General features: G+C 33.5%; 20 protein-coding genes. 5 read left to right on the top strand and 15 right to left on the bottom strand.

What is annotated here, in order from left to right; genetic code table 11:
* Window positions 1-75 precede the first annotated feature (75 nt).
* The 3 genes from bshC (at window position 76) to AC3ITQ_RS22165 (ending at window position 3,686) form a co-directional block, all read left to right on the top strand.
* On the top strand, window positions 76-1,665 hold the full coding sequence (bshC, locus tag AC3ITQ_RS22155; protein WP_489236233.1) for a bacillithiol biosynthesis cysteine-adding enzyme BshC: 1,590 nt from the start codon (window positions 76-78) through the stop codon (window positions 1,663-1,665).
* A gap of 120 nt (window positions 1,666-1,785) precedes the next feature.
* Window positions 1,786-3,057, top strand: coding sequence for an acyltransferase family protein (locus tag AC3ITQ_RS22160; RefSeq protein WP_489236234.1), 1,272 nt, complete (start codon window positions 1,786-1,788; stop codon window positions 3,055-3,057).
* A gap of 209 nt (window positions 3,058-3,266) precedes the next feature.
* Window positions 3,267-3,686, top strand: a complete 420-nt coding sequence (locus AC3ITQ_RS22165; RefSeq protein WP_026984871.1) for a nucleoside-diphosphate kinase — start codon at window positions 3,267-3,269, stop codon at window positions 3,684-3,686.
* Between the two features lie 125 nt (window positions 3,687-3,811).
* On the opposite strand, the gene AC3ITQ_RS22170 is transcribed toward AC3ITQ_RS22165, so the two are convergent.
* Window positions 3,812-4,108, bottom strand: coding sequence for a DciA family protein (locus tag AC3ITQ_RS22170; protein WP_375032442.1), 297 nt, complete (start codon window positions 4,106-4,108; stop codon window positions 3,812-3,814).
* Window positions 4,089-4,529 carry a hypothetical protein gene (locus AC3ITQ_RS22175; RefSeq protein WP_489236235.1) on the bottom strand — a complete coding sequence of 147 codons (441 nt, stop codon included), beginning with the start codon at window positions 4,527-4,529 and terminating at the stop codon, window positions 4,089-4,091. The genes AC3ITQ_RS22170 and AC3ITQ_RS22175 overlap by 20 nt, the downstream gene beginning before the upstream one ends.
* 277 nt (window positions 4,530-4,806) lie before the next feature.
* On the opposite strand from AC3ITQ_RS22175, the gene AC3ITQ_RS22180 reads away from it, so the two are divergent.
* Both AC3ITQ_RS22180 and AC3ITQ_RS22185 read left to right on the top strand, forming a co-directional pair.
* Window positions 4,807-5,871 (top strand): serine hydrolase domain-containing protein, encoded by a 1,065-nt coding sequence (locus AC3ITQ_RS22180; protein ID WP_489236236.1) that lies wholly within the window; start codon window positions 4,807-4,809, stop codon window positions 5,869-5,871.
* 315 nt (window positions 5,872-6,186) lie between these two features.
* Window positions 6,187-6,708: a hypothetical protein gene (locus AC3ITQ_RS22185; protein WP_489236237.1), complete on the top strand. Its 522-nt coding sequence runs from the start codon at window positions 6,187-6,189 to the stop codon at window positions 6,706-6,708.
* A 21-nt stretch (window positions 6,709-6,729) separates the two neighbouring features.
* On the opposite strand, the gene AC3ITQ_RS22190 is transcribed toward AC3ITQ_RS22185, so the two are convergent.
* The 13 genes from AC3ITQ_RS22190 to AC3ITQ_RS22250 form a co-directional block, all read right to left on the bottom strand.
* Window positions 6,730-7,335 carry a Zn-dependent protease gene (locus tag AC3ITQ_RS22190; RefSeq protein WP_489236238.1) on the bottom strand — a complete coding sequence of 202 codons (606 nt, stop codon included), beginning with the start codon at window positions 7,333-7,335 and terminating at the stop codon, window positions 6,730-6,732.
* A gap of 204 nt (window positions 7,336-7,539) precedes the next feature.
* Window positions 7,540-8,493 (bottom strand): signal recognition particle-docking protein FtsY, encoded by a 954-nt coding sequence (gene ftsY / locus AC3ITQ_RS22195; RefSeq protein WP_489236239.1) that lies wholly within the window; start codon window positions 8,491-8,493, stop codon window positions 7,540-7,542.
* Window positions 8,494-8,661: 168 nt separating this feature from the next.
* Window positions 8,662-8,814: a DUF4295 domain-containing protein gene (locus AC3ITQ_RS22200; RefSeq protein WP_008468081.1), complete on the bottom strand. Its 153-nt coding sequence runs from the start codon at window positions 8,812-8,814 to the stop codon at window positions 8,662-8,664.
* Window positions 8,815-8,888: 74 nt separating this feature from the next.
* Entirely contained in the window at window positions 8,889-9,071 is a 183-nt protein-coding gene (rpmG, locus tag AC3ITQ_RS22205) for a 50S ribosomal protein L33 (RefSeq protein ID WP_008253902.1), read from the bottom strand.
* Window positions 9,072-9,098: 27 nt separating this feature from the next.
* Window positions 9,099-9,335 carry a 50S ribosomal protein L28 gene (gene rpmB, locus AC3ITQ_RS22210; protein WP_007805815.1) on the bottom strand — a complete coding sequence of 79 codons (237 nt, stop codon included), beginning with the start codon at window positions 9,333-9,335 and terminating at the stop codon, window positions 9,099-9,101.
* Between the two features lie 71 nt (window positions 9,336-9,406).
* Window positions 9,407-10,660, bottom strand: a complete 1,254-nt coding sequence (locus tag AC3ITQ_RS22215; protein ID WP_489236240.1) for a CinA family nicotinamide mononucleotide deamidase-related protein — start codon at window positions 10,658-10,660, stop codon at window positions 9,407-9,409.
* Between the two features lie 214 nt (window positions 10,661-10,874).
* Window positions 10,875-11,219: an Hpt domain-containing protein gene (locus tag AC3ITQ_RS22220; protein WP_489236241.1), complete on the bottom strand. Its 345-nt coding sequence runs from the start codon at window positions 11,217-11,219 to the stop codon at window positions 10,875-10,877.
* A complete protein-coding gene (locus AC3ITQ_RS22225) occupies window positions 11,219-11,830 on the bottom strand; it encodes a fumarylacetoacetate hydrolase family protein (RefSeq protein ID WP_489236242.1) in 612 nt (203 codons plus the stop codon). Before AC3ITQ_RS22225 ends, AC3ITQ_RS22220 begins: the two co-directional genes overlap by 1 nt.
* Before the next feature lie 88 nt (window positions 11,831-11,918).
* A complete protein-coding gene (locus AC3ITQ_RS22230; RefSeq protein ID WP_072973054.1) occupies window positions 11,919-12,689 on the bottom strand; it encodes a 3'-5' exonuclease in 771 nt (256 codons plus the stop codon).
* Between the two features lie 217 nt (window positions 12,690-12,906).
* Window positions 12,907-14,232 carry a dihydrolipoamide acetyltransferase family protein gene (locus AC3ITQ_RS22235; RefSeq protein ID WP_489236243.1) on the bottom strand — a complete coding sequence of 442 codons (1,326 nt, stop codon included), beginning with the start codon at window positions 14,230-14,232 and terminating at the stop codon, window positions 12,907-12,909.
* Between the two features lie 84 nt (window positions 14,233-14,316).
* Window positions 14,317-15,480: a glycosyltransferase family 2 protein gene (locus AC3ITQ_RS22240; RefSeq protein ID WP_194658735.1), complete on the bottom strand. Its 1,164-nt coding sequence runs from the start codon at window positions 15,478-15,480 to the stop codon at window positions 14,317-14,319.
* Between the two features lie 30 nt (window positions 15,481-15,510).
* Window positions 15,511-16,689: a hypothetical protein gene (locus AC3ITQ_RS22245; RefSeq protein ID WP_489236244.1), complete on the bottom strand. Its 1,179-nt coding sequence runs from the start codon at window positions 16,687-16,689 to the stop codon at window positions 15,511-15,513.
* Between the two features lie 150 nt (window positions 16,690-16,839).
* A complete protein-coding gene (locus AC3ITQ_RS22250; protein WP_489236245.1) occupies window positions 16,840-18,030 on the bottom strand; it encodes a DUF5009 domain-containing protein in 1,191 nt (396 codons plus the stop codon).
* Window positions 18,031-18,080 lie beyond the last annotated feature (50 nt).

Consider the following 18,080-nt stretch of genomic DNA (forward strand, 5'->3'; position numbering starts at 1 on the left):
TTAAGCATTCGTTAAAAACACTTTTAAGTACATATTTTCATTAAATTTACAGCTATCAAAAATAAATCGAAAATTATGCCCACCGACTGTATCAGCTACCAAAACTCAGGATATTTCTCTAAATTGATACAAGATTATTTAGATCAAAAACCCGAATTAAACTTCTTTTACAATCATTTTCCAACATTGGAAAACTTTGAAAAACAAATAGCTGAAAAACAGGCCAATTTTGATGATGCAAACCGAATTCCTTTAGTCGAAACACTAAAAAAGCAATATCAAAATATCGAAATATCAGATGCAACTAAGCAAAATATCGAACTATTAGCACATCAAAATACTTTTACCATCACTACCGGGCATCAGTTAAACTTATTTAGCGGCCCTCTTTATTTCTTATATAAAATCATTTCTACTATTAATTTGACGAAAGAATTAAAGTCGAAATATCCAACGCATAATTTTGTTCCCATTTATTGGATGGCAACCGAGGATCACGATTTTGAAGAAATAAATTATTTTAATTTCAAGGGGAAGAAATTTCGCTGGAACAAAGAAAGTACAGGTCCGGTTGGCAGACTTTCAACAGAAGGATTAGCTGAATTTTTCGAAATTTATTCTCTGGAATTAGGATCCAGCACAAACGCGAATGTTCTTAAAAACCTATTTGAAGAGGCCTATTTAAAACACGAAAATTTAGCAGATGCTACTCGTTTTTTAGCTGATAAACTATTTGCTAATTATGGCTTAGTGATTTTAGATTCTGATGACGCCGATTTAAAACGTGCTTTTATTCCTTTTATAAAAGAAGAATTAGAACAACAAACTTCATTCAAAGCTGTCCAGGAAACGATTTCTAAATTTGGAGATTACACCGTTCAGGTAAATCCACGCGAAATCAATTTGTTTTATATCGAAGATGATTTAAGAGAAAGAATCATTTTTGAAAATGATAAATACTATGTGAACAACACTAAAATTTCCTTTTCTAAAGAAGAAATTTTCAAATTATTAGAAAGTAATCCGGAGAAATTCAGTCCAAATGTAATTATGCGTCCGTTGTATCAGGAAATTATCCTGCCTAATTTATGTTACATTGGCGGAGGGGGAGAAATTGCGTATTGGCTGGAATTAAAATCTTTTTTTGATGCTGTAAACATTACTTTTCCTATGCTTTTAGTTCGTAATTCAGTGCTTTTAAACACTGAAAAACAAGCTAAAAAAGCAGACAAATTAGAATTAAGCTGGGCAGATTTATTTACAAAACCTGCGAATTTAGTGAATGCTATTACGCATAAATTATCTGCTTTTCCAATTGATTTAACTTCTCAAAAAGAAACATTAGAAAAACAATTTGAATATCTTTATCAACTCGCGCAGCAAACCGATAAATCATTTACCGGAGCTGTAAAGGCGCAGGAAGTAAAACAGAAAAAAGGATTAGAAAATCTTGAAAAAAGATTATTAAAAGCGCAAAAAAGAAAACTAGACAACGAATTACAACGCGTAATTGATTTACAATGTGAGCTTTTCCCAAATCAAAGTTTACAGGAACGTCAGACTAATTTTTCGGAGTTTTATCTAGAAAAAGGAGAACAATTGATTCCGCTTTTAATTCAAAAATTAAAACCATTAGAAACGAACTTTAATATTATCACGATATAAATACGAATAAACAATAAAGTAATAATCATCAGAATAAATAACCGCCTCTTCTGAAGTTATTGCCTCTCTAAACCAAATAGTAATCTTAAAAAAACAAAAATTAATCTATTACCAAAAACTATGACCAGAGAGCGCTTGATTTCACTAGATGTCTTCAGAGGATTAACTATTTTATTAATGACTATTGTAAACAACCCCGGAGATTGGGGCAATGTTTTCCCACCACTTTTACACGCCGAATGGCACGGCTGCACGCCAACCGATTTAGTATTTCCGTTTTTCATCTTTATTATGGGAGTTGCCGTTCCTTTGGCTATGCCAGATAAAATTTACGACGGAACCACTTTCAATAAAATACTGGTTCGGTCCTTAAGAATGCTCTGCCTTGGAATATTCTTTAATTTCTTTGCCAAAATACAGCTTTTCGGTCTTGATGGAATTCCGCTTTTAGTTGGTCGTTTAGCTATTACTATTACTGTTGGTTATGCCTTAATGGGTAGTTTTAGTTCGAAAGTCAAAAACATTCTGGCCTTCTCCATTCTAATAATTTACCTGTTTTTAGCCTATAGTGGTATAGAAGCATATCACGATGTACGCCTTCCAGGGGTTTTACAACGAATTGCTATTGTATATTTTGTAGTTTCACTTTTATATCTAAAAACCTCTCAAAAAACACAAATCATAACAGGTGTTGCTTTATTATTAGGCTATTGGGCTGTCATGACTTTAATTCCTGTTCCCGGAATTGGAGCTGCAAATCTTGAAAAAGGAACTAATTTAGCATCGTGGGTAGACAGCATTTTATTAAAAGGACATATGTATCACGGAACCGTGACTTGGGATCCTGAAGGTATTTTAAGTACTATTCCATCAATTGTAAACGGAATTATCGGTTTATTAATTGGTCAAATATTATTACGAGAAATAGGCAAAACTGAAAAAGCCCAAAAAATGGCCATAATGGGTGTAGGTCTTATTATTGGAGGACTGTTATGGAATACCGCTTTCCCAATTAACAAATCACTTTGGACAAGCAGTTACGTTTTATACACTACAGGTTTAGCAACTACATTTTTAGCAATATTGTACTATATAATTGATATAGCCGACAATAAAAAAGGATTTAAACCCTTTTTAATTTGGGGTGTAAACCCAATGATTGTCTTTTTTGCTTCCCAAATTATTCCTCAGGCACTAGTGATGATTGAATTCCAAAATCCGCATAATCCAACAGAAAACATCAATCTTTTAAATTACTTGTATAGTTTTGGAATAGCGCCATTTTTCAGTAATCCAATGACCGCTTCTTTAGCCGGAGCACTGGTTTACGTTGCAATCTGGACATTTATTTTGTGGGTATTCTACAAAAAGAAACTCATTTTCAAAGTTTAAAATTAATACTCCCATATAATTAGAGGCGCACAGTAGTGCGCCTTTTTATTTAAAAAAAGACATTTAATATCAACATTTTACAATTTACAACTCGCTTTTTACAGTTTTCTTTGCCATAACATCATTTCATGATGTTTAAATTATGAATTTATTAAAATCAATTCATAAAAAAAGTATACTTTTGCACAAAATTAAAAATAAGCAATAAAATGGCAACAAATAGAACTTTTACAATGATTAAACCAGATGCTGTTGCAAACGGACACATCGGGAACATCTTAGCAATGATTACTAACGGAGGTTTCAAAATCGTTTCATTAAAACTAACTCAATTAACTGTAGCTGATGCTCAGGCTTTTTACGCTGTACACGCTGCAAGACCTTTCTACGGAGAATTAGTTGAATTTATGTCACGCGGACCAATCGTTGCTGCTATTTTAGAAAAAGATAACGCAGTAGAAGATTTTAGAACTTTAATTGGAGCTACAAATCCAGCTGAAGCTGCTGAAGGAACTATTCGTAAAGCATACGCAACTTCTATTGGAGAAAATGCAGTTCACGGTTCTGATAGCGATGAAAATGCAGCTATCGAAGGTGCATTCCACTTTGCCGGAAGAGAGCAATTCTAATAATTTATGATTTTAGAGTTCAGATTTTAGATTGCTGAACTTAACAATCATAATAAAAAAATCCATTCGCCACGGCGAATGGATTTTTTTTATACTACGAAAAATCTAAAATCTAAAATCTAAAATTAGCGAAGCACTACATCCTTCACCACTTCACGCCCCAGTTCCTCATTAATCATTTTAACAATTTTAGATTTTCCGTGGCTCAATTCTTCTCTTAAAACAGCAGATCCAAGTTCAACATAAAGCGTACTTCCCTTCAAAACAACGTTTTTAGTATACGTGTTTACACCATTCCCCATCAGCTGTCTCCACGCTTCTTTTACATCAATCTGATCCATACCGGGCTGTAATTTATTCACCTGAATAATCTGGTTCAAAACATCCCCAATTGTACTTTGACTATTTAGTCTCTTTGCCATCTTTTAAAATATTTAGTGGTGCTGCTTTTTTATAATGATATTCCTTTTGTTGCTCATTTTTAACAACAAACTCTTTGTCCGAAACTGAAATTAATTCCTCGCTCCACTTCGCATAATCCGTTTTATAATCCAGAAAAGTTCCTTTATCCGTAAATCGAACTGAAACATTTTCGAATGTATTTGTGGTCAAAAAAGTACCATCAAGCTGTGCCATGACTTTCGTTCTGGTTCCTTTTGTCCCCTTAATCTGAAAGTAATCAAAATTCTCATTCATTCCGTAATCCTTCACTTCACCCTCGTCAAAAACTACTTTTTCAATTTCCCAATAACCATTCAATTTAGCAATATCTACGGGTTTAATTTGCTCTTTGCAACTTACAAACAAAAGCGACAAAACCAAGATTACAAAAGTGTTTTTCATATTTATTCTATTAAAATCAATCTATTTTTATTCTGAATCGTTCCTAACTTCAGGAGAAAAATAAGGAGCTCTTTCCTGCTGTCCTTCCAATCTTTTGTGGTGAACCCCACCACAAAAGGATTTTCCCTCCCATCAGGGCTAGGACACCTATTTTCAAAAGAAATTTCGTGAACTACAAAGTTAACTTTATATCATTCAAAAGAAATAAAAAAAACACAAAACCCATTAAACTATTTTACATATTTTTGGTCAAACCCCAAACCAACACCAAAAAACCATGACCAAAAACATTTGTAAAATCCTCATCCTCTTATTGTGTGCAAGCTGCAGCAAAGAAGATAATGATTCCGCACCAACACCGACACAAAGTATGTATTTTCCGCCCTTAACAGAAAATACTTGGGAAACAACATCTATTTCCGATTTAAAATGGAATCAAAATGCAGTTCAGCCACTTTTAGACTATCTGGAACTCAAGCAATCAAAATCCTTTATCATTTTAGTCAATGGCCGAATCGTTTTAGAAAACTACTTCAATGGACACACTGCTGCTACACCCTGGTATTGGGCAAGTGCCGGAAAAACACTAACTTCAACTGTGACAGGAATTGCACAACAAGAAGGTTTACTCAACATCAACAACAAAGTTTCTCAATATATTGGAACCGGCTGGACAAGCGAAACACCTGCAAAAGAAAGCCTCATAACCTGTAAACACCTATTAAACATGACATCCGGACTAGATGATAGTACCGACGATGTTGAACCAGCTAACCTCATTTATAAAGCCGACGCCGGCGCAAGATGGGCCTATCATAATGTATATGTAAAATTGCAGGATGTTGTCGCAAAAGCAAGCGGACAAACCTGGGAGAATTACTTCAACACCAAATTAAGAGACAAAATAGGAATGAATGGTAATTGGATTCAAATCGAAGCAAACAGTGTCTACACAAGCAACTCCAGAAGTATGGCGCGTTTCGGTCTCTTAATGCTAAACAAAGGAAAATGGGAAAATACGCAAGTCCTAAATGAGTCTTTTTTTAACGAAGCGACTACAACTTCACAAAACATCAATTTAGCCTACGGCTATTTATGGTGGTTAAACGGAAAAGTATCATACCATTTACCACAATCACAACTTACTTTTCCAGGAAGCGTAATTCCAACAGCACCCAACGATATGTTTATGGCTTTGGGTAAAAATGATCAAAAAATATATGTTATACCCAGCAAAAACATGGTTATCATCAGAATGGGAGATGCTGCTGACGATGTCAACTTAGCTTTATCTGATTTTGACGAAACTTTATGGGAGAAAATTAGTGCTTTGTATCAGTAACTAATACTTCAGGCACGGTAAAAGATATTACATAAACAACACCCGCTTAAGTTGCTAAAAATACAAGAAAGAAATTATATTTCTTTCTTGTATTTTTTTTTATCAATTCATTTTAAAATAAAAAATGCGTTTTCTCACACTTTTTAATTTACAAAACAAAAGCTTATTATACTACTACAATACCTTTTAGCAGTCATTAAACTACAAGAAAAACACAACTTTTGCCTCGATTTATACGCAATTAAAATCAATCAACGGATAGCATAAAAACCACGAAAACAACAATATAAAAAAGAAGAAAGAAAACAAACTACAATGAATACAAAAACACTTTTTCTTGTTATAGTATTAGCAACTTCATGTATTACCAAAAACAAAAAAGATCAATTTAGCATGAAGAAGAAAATAAACTCCTATCAGGTCACTAAACAAGTTGATCCCCAAAATGATCTTTCATCACCATCAGATTCTATTAAACAAAGTTTTTTAAATACTATAGACTGCAAAGAATCTCCTATAAAAATCATCTCCTCAAAATTATTAAAAAACCAATATTCAGACCATAAGGATATTGAATTAACTTACATGAATGTCAGCAAAAAAAAAATCGGAGCTATCCGATTTGAGTGGTATTGCGAAAATGCTTTTAACAAACCCGCAAGCGGAAAATTCTTTTTTATAAAAGGAAAATCTGAAGGAGCTACACACTTAGCTATAAACGCCAGGCAAACCAAATCACAAATTTGGGAAAACTTTTCAACAGATGCTAAGACTATTATCTCAGCGCGAGCTTATTTTGTAGCATTTTCAGACGGATCAACCTGGAAATTACACTAACACGAAGTAAGCAAAAAGCAATTACATCAATTGCCAGCCTTTACTTTTTAAATAGCCGCTGCAATTCCTGCAAAAATCTTTTTCTTCATCCAGCGGATTCCCTCCTTCTGCATCTCTCATTAAACAAGTTTTAACTGCACAGTGCGGTAAACCCGCTGTATGGCCAAGTTCATGCAAAACTAATTTATAAAATTGTTGATTTTTATTTTTAATATCTAATCTAAAATCAGAGACAACACAAGCTTTTCCAGGTCGGTAACCCAATCCCATAATACCCCAATCTTTAATTCCATTTTTAGTAGCACTGATATCAGAATGCGCTAATCCAACAATTACCGAGTCTTTACCTATCTTATTTTTAAGATTTTTAATAATACTGTCAGCGCGATATCGGTTTCGAGGCTTATAATAGGCCTTTTCAGGAAAAGGAATAGTTGCCCTCAAAACTGCATTTGGGTTAATAGTCTTGATTTCAGAAAGAACCTTATCGGACTGTTTCAAATCGAAATTACCTAAAGGCTGAATCACAATAACTTTTTTACTTTGTTTCTTTTCTACACTATTTTCATTATTCCTATTGGTACAAGAAATCAGGCTAAAAAGCATAATAAGAAAACAGTATTTCATAGGTAATACTTATTTTTTAGTACTGATTCTTTTAATCATCCCCGCAAAAAATAAACCTAGACCTAAAACCAATAGAATGTAGTAAAAAGAAAGACTTGTACCTTTTAACACATTGGCTAAAACAAAACATACAACGCTTGCGAAATAAAAAGTAACAGGCGTTATACTCTTTAAAGAAGAAAAACTCATTGAATTATCTAAAATTTATTTGAAAAAACTATCTACGAATTCGTATTTATTAAAGACTTGTAAATCTTCAATTCCTTCGCCAATTCCGATATATTTAACCGGAATCTGAAACTGATCAGAAATACCAATTACAACTCCCCCTTTTGCTGTTCCGTCTAATTTAGTTACAGCTAATGAAGTCACTTCAGTTGCAGCTGTAAATTGCTTTGCTTGCTCAAAAGCATTTTGACCAGTTGAACCGTCTAAAACCAAAAGTACATCGTGAGGAGCATCGGCAACGACTTTCTGCATTACACGTTTCACTTTTGTAAGTTCGTTCATCAAGTTGATTTTATTATGAAGACGTCCCGCGGTATCAATTATAACAATATCGGCATTTTGAGCAACTGCAGATTGTAAAGTATCAAAAGCTACAGAAGCCGGATCACTTCCCATATTTTGTCTTACAATCGGAACATCAACGCGATCGGCCCAAACTTGTAACTGATCGATTGCAGCAGCACGAAACGTATCTGCAGCACCTAAAACCACTTTATAACCTGCTTTCTTAAACTGATAAGCCAGCTTACCAATAGTAGTCGTTTTACCAACTCCATTAACACCAACTACCATTAAAACATATGGCTTTTTATCTTTTGGAATTTCAAATTCAGTTGCTTCACCTCTATTGGTTTCAGACAATAGAGCACCAATTTCGTCACGAAGAATTTGATTTAATTCTTCAGTTCCTAAATATTTATCTTCGGCAACGCGTTTTTCGATTCTTGAAATAATTTTCAAAGTTGTATTTACACCAACATCTGAAGCTACCAGAATTTCTTCCAGATTATCCAAAACGTCGTCATCGACTTTTGATTTTCCGGCAACGGCTTTGCTTAACTTTGAGAAAAAAGTAGTTTTTGATTTTTCAAGACCTTTGTCTAAAGTCTCTTTTTTATCAGTGGAGAATAATTTTTTAAAAAAACTCATTTTTATAGGTTGTTAGTTTTTTAGATTATATGACTTTACCATCTAAATAATCCTTAAATATTTAAAGAAACCTAAAATAAGGGAGGCTTCATTAAATTTTAGACAAATATAAAAAATAAAAAAGCTACTTCCGAATGAAAGTAGCTTTTCTATATAATGTGATTGTAATTATTTCTTTTTCAAGAATTCATCAACTTCTTCAGGAGCCATAATAGATTCTACGAATGTATATGCACCAGTTTTAGGAGATTTTACCATTTTGATGGCTTTTGATAATCTCTTAGAAGATGTTTGTAACGATGCTACGGTTTTCTTTGCCATGATTCAAATGTTATTTGAAGCTTTTATAAAACTCGAATGGCAAAACCATTGAGATTTACAAAAATCTCTAATTATTACTTAATTTCTTTGTGAACAGTTACTCTTTTCAAGATTGGATTAAATTTTTTAATCTCTAATCTGTCTGGAGTATTTTTTTTGTTCTTAGTTGTAATGTATCTAGAAGTTCCTGGAACACCAGAAGTCTTGTGCTCAGTACATTCTAAAATTACCTGGATTCTATTACCTTTCTTTGCCATCTTGCTATATATTTATTTAGGAAAAGATTATTTGATAAATCCTTCTGACTGCGCTTTTTTCAAAACTGCAGAAATTCCATTTTTATTAATTGTTTTTATCGTAGATGCTGCTACTCTAAGAGTAATCCATCTATCTTCTTCTGGAAGATAAAAACGCTTTTTAACTAAGTTTACAGAAAACTTTCTCTTAGTTTTGTTCATAGCGTGAGAAACGTTATTTCCTACCATCGCTCTTTTACCTGTAAGGTCACAAACTCTTGACATTATACTTATCTTTTATCGTTATTCAAAATCAGGGTGCAAAGAAAAGAAAAATAAACCATTGTAGCAAAAAATTATTGCACATTTTTTAAAATTTCTTTCTGTAATATTTCTAAACTCTTAATCGTCGCTCTATCTATCACTTTTTCACGTGGTTGACCAAAGTTAAATTCTTCTACAATTATATCAGTTGGAGTAGCCAAAGCGATAAAAACAGCTCCAATTTCAGCATCCGAATCACCTTTTGATGGTCCGGCGTTCCCGGTGGTCGCGATTGCATAGTCTGTTTTGAGTATCTCTTTCACATTCAAAGCCATAGCCGAAGCAACCTCAGCACTAACTACCGAATATTGGCCTACTAAATCTTGCGAGACACCGAGAACATTAACCTTAGCCTCTGTCGCATATGAAACAACACTGCCTTTAAAATAATTTGAAGCTCCAGGAACTGCTGCTAAAAGAGATGCGATTTTTCCGCCAGTAAAACTTTCAGCTGTCGAAATTGTTTTATTCTGCTTTGTTAATATTTTTCCAATTACCGTTTCGATTGTCTCATTTTCTTCATAACCCACTATAATATCATGAATTATGAGATCTAAAGATTTTACCTTTTCTTCAATTGCCGCTTCTAATTCTTCCTTATTCGTTCCTCTCCCGGTCAATCGCAAACGTACTCTTCCCGGATTTGGTAAATACGCTAACTTGATAAAATCGGGCAGATTATTTTCCCAATCTTCTATACGCTCTGCCACCATACTCTCTCCTTGTCCGTACGTCAAAATGGTTTTATGAATGATATAGGGACGCTTGTATTCGCGAACAATCTTTGGAATTATTTCTTCTTCGACCAAATATTTCATTTCGTAAGGAACTCCCGGAAGCGAAATAAAAACAGTATTTTCTTTCTTCATCCACATTCCGGGTGCGGTACCCACCTGATTGTGCAATACCGTACATTTTGACGGCACTAAAGCCTGATCTTTATTAAGTTGTGAAATTGGTCGCTTGTAAAAACCTTCAATCAACTGCGTTACATGCGCTAAAACCTCAGGATTTACAACCAATTCATCTTCAAAATATTCGCAGAAAGTTTTTTTGGTCACATCGTCTTTTGTTGGACCTAGACCTCCTGTAACAACAACAACATCGACTTTATTTTGCAGTTGCTCAAAAGTGTCGATAATATGTTTTTTATCATCACTTATCGAAATCATTTCATGTATTTCGACTCCAATTCTATCCAATGATTTTGCAATAAAGCCAGAATTAGTATCAACGATTTGGCCAATTAGAATTTCGTCTCCAATTGTAATTATAGTTGCTTTCATGTAAATGTATTTTTATACTTACCAGATCGTAAGTCATTATTAGAAAGGACGTTGTTATGAGAACGATTTGCGTAAGGGGTAGAAACGGCATCCTTTTGTGACAAACAATAAGAAGTCGTTAAACGAAATTTTTCTGGAACAAAAGATATAGTGGATGACCCGACCCTATTTTTGACCTAATTTAAAAAAGGGCAAAAATAGGGGTACGCCCAAATTATACGTCAAAGTCTTTTTTGATTTCTTTAATCGCTTCTTTAACTTGTATTTTTATGCTTTTGAAAGTTTCAATAATTTCTTTTTTCTTGCCTTCAGCTTTTGTCCAGGCTTCGACCTGCAAGATTTCTTCAAAAGCTACATTTAAACCAATTAAATCTAAAGTAGGTTTTATTTTATGCGCATAGGCATAGGCATATTTATGATCCTTCTTTTTAATTCCTTTTTTGATTTGTTTCAAATCCTCAGGAACTTCAGTTACAAATAATTTAAGAATTTCATTTACAAATTCCGGATCATTGTCTGAAAGCGCATATACTTTCGAAAGGTTGTATTTTAAAGCCATTACTTTACCTGTATTCTAAATAATTTTTTCTCTTCTAAAAAGCCTTCCAAAACATCGTTTGGTTTGACAGATGCAACCCCTGCGGGTGTACCAGTAAATATAATATCTCCAATTTTTAGCGTAAAATATTGTGATACATATGCAATTAGCTCATCAATTTTCCAGAGCATAAGGGATGTATTACCTTTTTGAACGATTTGAGAATTATTTGTCAACTCAAAACTAAGGTTTTCCATTGAAACAAAATTGGTTTTTGGTAAAAAATCTCCAATTACAGCAGAACCATCAAATGCTTTTGCTTTTTCCCATGGCAAGCCTTTTGCTTTCAATTTATCTTGTAAATCTCTGGCAGTAAAATCAATACCCACACTAATTTCGTCATAATACTTATTCGCAAACTTAGGTTCGATATACTTTCCTACTTTATTAATTTTAACAATAATCTCTATTTCGTGATGAATTTCTTCAGAAAATTCGGGGATTACAAACGGATGCTGTTTTAATAAAACCGCCGAATCCGGTTTCATAAAAATCACCGGCTCTGTTGGACGCTCGTTTTTTAATTCTTCGATATGATTGGTATAATTTCTACCGATACAGATAATCTTCATTTTTTTAGTGTTCAGTTCTCAGTTTTTAGTGTTCAGTAAACTACTTAGCATCCAAAAACTGAACACTAATTCCTAAACACTGAAAACTTTATTTTGTATTTAACTTTCTTAACTTAATAGCTGTCAGAACTTTTTTAGTGTACAATGGAAAATCAGCATTTTGAATCCAGCTGAAATACCCAGGTTCTGTTTCCAGTACTTTATCTACTTTAGCACCTTTATGTTTTCCGAAGGTAAAAATTTCCTCGTTGTCAGCATCAAAAGCAATCATTCCGGCAAAATCAGCAATTTTTTTTCTGGTTGTAAATTCAGATAATGATTTCATATCATTTTCTAAATCCGGATAACGATCTAATTGCGCTTTTAGAATTTCGTAAGTTGCCATTGTATCAGCTTCTGCAGAATGGGCATTTTCCAAACTTTTTCCGCAGTAAAATTTCAAAGCTGCACTTAAAGTACGCTCTTCCATTTTATGAAAAATAGTCTGCACATCTACCGAAACTTTATTCTTCATATCAAAATCAACTCCGGCACGTAATAACTCTTCTGCCAATAACGGAATATCAAAACGATCTGAATTAAAACCACCTAAATCACTATCCTTAATCATATTATGAATTTGTGGCGCCAATTCATTAAAAGTAGGTTCATTAGCTACTTTTTCGTCAGTAATACCGTGTACTGCAGTTGTTTGAGGTGGAATTGGAATTGTCGGATTCACCAACCAAGTTTTACTTTCTTTATTTCCGTTTGGAAAAACTTTGAATATTGAAATCTCTACGATTCGATCTTTTCCGATGTCAATTCCGGTTGTTTCAAGATCAAAAAAGCAGATTGGTTTGTTGAGTTTCAGTTCCATTTTTAGTTTTTATAAGATTACAAATGTAATTTTTAAAGCCGGATTTCTACCTCTTATTTTTTATTTTTTTTAGTTAAAATGGACATTTATTTGTGATTACAATTTGAAAAAACATTGATTTACCGAGTTTATTTAAATTATTCTCCTCTTTTCTCTAAACGAAAAAACCCGGAAAATTGAAAAATTTTCCGGGTTTCATTTTATTTATTAATTTGATTTAGAAATCTCTGTCTACATCAAAAGCTTCTAAATATTCAGCAACTCTTTTTACAAAACTTCCTCCTAAAGCACCATCAACAACTCTATGGTCGTAAGAGTGCGACAAGAACATTTTTTGACGAATTCCGATAAAATCACCTTCCGGAGTTTCGATAACCGCAGGCACTTTACGAATTGCACCAAGTGCTAAGATTCCCACCTGAGGCTGATTGATAATTGGCGTTCCAAAAACACTTCCAAAAGTACCAACGTTAGTTACCGTGTAAGTTCCGCCTTGCGTATCGTCTGGTTTTAATTTTCCAGCTTTTGCGCGGTTTCCTAAATCGTTAACCGCTTTTGCCATTCCAACAAGATTTAACTGATCTGCATTTTTAATTACAGGTACAATTAAGTTTCCGTTTGGCAAAGCTGCCGCCATTCCTAAATTTATATTTTTCTTTTTGATGATATAATCGCCATCAACAGAAATATTCATTCCAGGGAAATCTTTCAATGCTTTTGCAACCGCTTCCATCATAATTGGAGTAAAAGTCAGCTTTTCACCTTCTCTTTTTTCGAAAGCCGTTTTAACTTTCTCTCTCCATTTTACAATATTCGTTACATCAACTTCAATGAATGACTGAACGTGAGCTGAAGTTTGCACAGAAGCTACCATGTATCCTGAAATCAGTTTACGCATTCTGTCCATTTCGATAATTTCATCACCTCCATTTACAGAAACCGGTACCGCTTGCTGGCTTTTTTGAACTACTGGTTCCGCAACTTTTACCGGTTCAACCGTTTTTGCAGGTTCAGCAACCTTTGGAGTTACGACACCAGATTTACGATCTTCTATATATTTTAAAATATCTTCTTTTGTTACACGGCCGTCTTTTCCTGAACCCTGAATACTATCAAGCTCAGCAATAGAAATACCTTCTTCTTTAGCAATATTTTTCACCAAAGGAGAAAAGAATTTATCAGATCCTGAAAAATCTTGTGGAGCCGCAACAGTTTCCTGAGCTGTTTCTATAGTTTTTTCAATTTCTGCAACTTCTGCAGGAGCGGTCGTTTCCTCTACTATAGCAGCAGTTGGAGCATCACCTTCAGTTTCAATAATTGCAATAGTCTGTCCTACCTGAACCAAATCATCTTTACCAAATAATTGCTCAACTAAGATTCCTGACACTTCGCTTGGTACCTCACTATCAACTTTATCAGTTGCAATTTCCAGTACAGCTTCATCAGCTTCAATTTTGTCTCCTACTTCTTTCAACCAGTTGGTAATAGTTGCTTCAGCGACACTTTCTCCCATTTTAGGAAGTTTTAATTCAAATCTTGCCATATTGTTAACCTCAAGGGTGATTTTGATTTTCTGATTGCGAAATTACTGAATATTTTATATATAAATTACACTTAATATAATTTTTTACTCGATTTTTATAATTTGCCCCCTGTCATTTCGCGAATCACTTCCTATTATAAAATTTGAGTTTTTGGGGAAAATCTTAAAAGTAATGTTCTTATCTTTAAGAGTTTCTATGATTTTGATACATTTTTTGAATGAAACATACTGATTATCCAAAATTATCTCCGTCTTACCAGCCCTTAAAACAAGGCACGAATTTACCATTTTTTCTTTTTTGAAATCGAAAAACCGCACTTTATTTTTCAAAATAGAAGGTAATTTTTCAGACAAAATTTCATTTGAAGAGTAAAAAATATAGGTTTCAGGTGCAGATTTTGTTTTTGGTTTTCCCTGAAACATTTTTATAAATGAAAAAAGGACAATACCGATTTTAATAAAAAAGGTAAAAAACCATGATTTCTTAAAATGTTTTTGATAAAAGAAATTCATCGCTTCCTGAAAACGATTCATGTATTTTTCATCTTTAACCGTACTTTCTCCTTTATAATGTATTACTGTAGTTTCGTGAAAATAGTAATTTGACTTTTGCTTTTGTAACGCGCGATAAGACAAATCTATATCATCGGCATACATAAAACAATCTTCATCAAAACCACCAAGTTCGAGATAGAAATCGCGTTGCATAAACATAAAAGCACCAACCAGAATTTCTACTTTTCCTGTTTCATTTTCATTTATATGCTGAGCGTAGTATTGATTAAAAAGTTTCCAATTTGGAAAAGCTTTATATAAACCGAAAATCTTTGTAAAAGCAACCCAAGGTGTTGGAACTCCGCGTTTACTTTCTGGTAGAAAACTTCCGGTTCCATCAATTAATTTACAACCTATAATTCCGTAATTATTTTGCCCTTCGGCGAAAGCCAAAATTTTAGCAAAAGTATCTTCTGCAACAACTGTATCCGGATTTAGAATACAAATGTATTTTCCTTTTGCCTCAAAAACGCCAATGTTATTCCCTTTTGGAAATCCGAAATTTTCTTTGTTTTGAATCAATTTTACTAACGGAAAGCGCTCTTGCATCATCAAACAACTATCATCAGTCGAATTATTATCGATGACAATAATTTCCGCATCAAGTTTACCGATTGCTTCCTGAACACTTAAAACGCATTGTTCCAGAAAGTAACGCACATTATAATTAAGGATAATTACCGATAGTTGCATGAAAGATTGGACTGTTGATTTTTTGGAAAGTTAGAAATTTTCTGTTAATCCCAATCGCAAAGACCAATCGTTTTTACTGACTCCGTAATCTAAGGCCAGATTACTGTTGTTTTTTTTGTTCCATTTAATTCGGATTCCGGTTCCGATAGCCGGATGCCATTTATCAAATTTATAGGTATCTAACTGAGAAACAGACGAAATATTACCAAAAAAGACAGCTCCAAAAAAACCATTTCTGGTAATGTCCGTTCTGTACTCCGTTTCCAAATAAATCAGTGCATTACTACGATATCTGTTTTTTGTAAAACCTCTCCCTGTTTTCCCATCGCGATCCCAGCCTATACTTGGCAAATCAAGATAATGGGGTTTACCTCCAAAAGTTGACCAATAAAAAGCGCGTGAAGCCCAAACCCGATGTTTTGTTTTACTGAAGGAATGGTATTTTCGGGCATCAAAATATAAAGATTGCCATTTATTTCCGTCTACACCACTTGTATTTATTCTTAAATCAGCTTCAACATATAGTCCTTCTTCGGGGTTAATGATATTTTTTCTGGAATCATACAAACCCTGAAAAGCAAAACCAAAAGAAGTTTCATCTGAAAAATCTCCGTTCATATATTTCACATAGTCCGTTTCTTCATCAATATATGACTCTTCAGAAATGTTTTGATAATTATCGTATAGAAATCCAACCCCTAATCTGTAATTACCTACCACTTTTCGGGTAATAAATTGATAAAAGCGCCATTGTTGATAGTCTAAATTTGACATTTCTTCCTTTGTATTATGATCACCTAATCCGTACGTTAACTGTGGATAAATAAGATAACGATAATCTCCAATGAAATTCCATTTATTTTCTTTTGTGTAAATATAGGACTGAATTGGAAAGACAAATTGCTTATTAAAACTAAAATAAGGTGAAAAAGAAACCTGTGACATATTGGTTGTCTCATGGTTCTCATCTAAATAAAAAGTGGTTAAAAAAGAAACTACCAAACCATTTGAGTTATTAGCACCAACTGGAACGGGCAATAACGAAAAAGCTAATTTTCTTTGCTTGCTGATTGAATCATCTTTTTTGAAAATCTTTCGAACAACATCTAAAATATCTTTGCTTTCCACAGCCGTACTATCATTTTGCGAATAACAAAATGGCGTAATAAAAAAAACAAACCAGATAAATTTGATTTTTAAACTATTCATTAAAAAGCTTTTAGGAATGCATTCTTACAAATTTAAAATTTTATTAAGACAAATACATGATTTTAAAAATAATTAAAGAAAGAAAAAAATGTTTCAGGTTTCAGGTTTTGCAGAACCTAAAACCTGAAACCTGAAACAAAACCAACTTCCTTACAGATGTAATTGGATTTTATACTTATTGCAGATTTTCATCACAAATAACATAATCGTTGAAAAGATTAAACTCCAAATAATACCTGGAATTCCGTCTCTGAAATACTCCGGTATAATTTCTATTTTGAAAGCTAAATTGAAATAATAAATCACACCTGGTAAAATATAAATCAATAACGGATTTGCTGCTGCAGGCATGAAGAAATTACTCCATTTTGTTTGTTTTTTGATTTCCATTAACCAATAAAGAAAGTAAAACAAGACCGTACAAATCCCAGCCGAAATCATGGTCCATGAAGGTGTTCCTTTTATTTTGGAAATTCCAAAATACGGACGAAGAAAAAAGCCCACAGCAAAAAAGAAAACAGCAAAACCAATTACTGGCCAATTGATTTTAGCTGCAATTTTTCGATCAAAAAACAATAATGAAATAATGACACCTGCGGTAACCACAGCCGCATGAGTTAAATGTCCGGCTATAAAACTAAGCGGAGAAGATTGCTGTATTACAGATCTTTCAATTAAATTCATAGCATTTGCGGCTATACAAAATACTAAAAAAGTTATCATTGCCAATAATCTTCCTGAAACCAGCCAATAGTAAACTACTGAAAAGAGATAAGCCCAGCCAATTAAACCTAGAATTCCCCACCATTTTGGCGTCATTCCGATTTCTCCAGTATCCTGAACATATAAGAAGTAAAGCGCTATCAAGACTAACATTCCGCCATATTGCAAAATGTTTTTTAACCATACAGGGAAATCTTTAGGATATTTGTTCCAAATATTAATAGGCATTGCATAAGCTAAAAGTCCCCAAAAAGCAGGTGCAATTAGCATTTTTGAGACATCATAACCATATTCTGCATTGACCATAAAGACACCAATAATAATTAATGCCGCTGCCCGTTTTAAAGTATGAGTCCAGATTGTTGTAGCACTATCACCTTTAAGTAATCTCGCATTAAATGCAAACGGAATAGACATACCGACAATAAACAGGAAAGATGGAAAAACAAGATCAACAAAAGTCATGGCATCTGCATCTGCCGGCATGTGCTTCATCCATTGTGGTACGTTTTTAACGCTGGCAAGCTCATTTACAAAAATCATTACAAAAATGGTAATTCCGCGTAAAGCGTCAATCGAAATAATTCTCTTGTTATACAAATTCTCTTTAATTTTCATAAAATACTACATTATTGATAGTAACAAATATAGAATAATAGAGTAAATGT

It is taken from the genome of Flavobacterium sp. KH_001, assembly GCF_057840745.1.

Coding starts and splice junctions, on each gene's coding strand:
- bshC (WP_489236233.1), top strand. CDS start 76: ATGCCCACCGACTGTATCAGCTACCAAAACTCAGGATATTTCTCTAAA.
- AC3ITQ_RS22160 (WP_489236234.1), top strand. CDS start 1,786: ATGACCAGAGAGCGCTTGATTTCACTAGATGTCTTCAGAGGATTAACT.
- AC3ITQ_RS22165 (WP_026984871.1), top strand. CDS start 3,267: ATGGCAACAAATAGAACTTTTACAATGATTAAACCAGATGCTGTTGCA.
- AC3ITQ_RS22170 (WP_375032442.1), bottom strand. CDS start 4,108: ATGGCAAAGAGACTAAATAGTCAAAGTACAATTGGGGATGTTTTGAAC.
- AC3ITQ_RS22175 (WP_489236235.1), bottom strand. CDS start 4,529: ATGAAAAACACTTTTGTAATCTTGGTTTTGTCGCTTTTGTTTGTAAGT.
- AC3ITQ_RS22180 (WP_489236236.1), top strand. CDS start 4,807: ATGACCAAAAACATTTGTAAAATCCTCATCCTCTTATTGTGTGCAAGC.
- AC3ITQ_RS22185 (WP_489236237.1), top strand. CDS start 6,187: ATGAATACAAAAACACTTTTTCTTGTTATAGTATTAGCAACTTCATGT.
- AC3ITQ_RS22190 (WP_489236238.1), bottom strand. CDS start 7,335: ATGAAATACTGTTTTCTTATTATGCTTTTTAGCCTGATTTCTTGTACC.
- ftsY (WP_489236239.1), bottom strand. CDS start 8,493: ATGAGTTTTTTTAAAAAATTATTCTCCACTGATAAAAAAGAGACTTTA.
- AC3ITQ_RS22200 (WP_008468081.1), bottom strand. CDS start 8,814: ATGGCAAAGAAAACCGTAGCATCGTTACAAACATCTTCTAAGAGATTA.
- rpmG (WP_008253902.1), bottom strand. CDS start 9,071: ATGGCAAAGAAAGGTAATAGAATCCAGGTAATTTTAGAATGTACTGAG.
- rpmB (WP_007805815.1), bottom strand. CDS start 9,335: ATGTCAAGAGTTTGTGACCTTACAGGTAAAAGAGCGATGGTAGGAAAT.
- AC3ITQ_RS22215 (WP_489236240.1), bottom strand. CDS start 10,660: ATGAAAGCAACTATAATTACAATTGGAGACGAAATTCTAATTGGCCAA.
- AC3ITQ_RS22220 (WP_489236241.1), bottom strand. CDS start 11,219: ATGGCTTTAAAATACAACCTTTCGAAAGTATATGCGCTTTCAGACAAT.
- AC3ITQ_RS22225 (WP_489236242.1), bottom strand. CDS start 11,830: ATGAAGATTATCTGTATCGGTAGAAATTATACCAATCATATCGAAGAA.
- AC3ITQ_RS22230 (WP_072973054.1), bottom strand. CDS start 12,689: ATGGAACTGAAACTCAACAAACCAATCTGCTTTTTTGATCTTGAAACA.
- AC3ITQ_RS22235 (WP_489236243.1), bottom strand. CDS start 14,232: ATGGCAAGATTTGAATTAAAACTTCCTAAAATGGGAGAAAGTGTCGCT.
- AC3ITQ_RS22240 (WP_194658735.1), bottom strand. CDS start 15,480: ATGCAACTATCGGTAATTATCCTTAATTATAATGTGCGTTACTTTCTG.
- AC3ITQ_RS22245 (WP_489236244.1), bottom strand. CDS start 16,689: ATGAATAGTTTAAAAATCAAATTTATCTGGTTTGTTTTTTTTATTACG.
- AC3ITQ_RS22250 (WP_489236245.1), bottom strand. CDS start 18,030: ATGAAAATTAAAGAGAATTTGTATAACAAGAGAATTATTTCGATTGAC.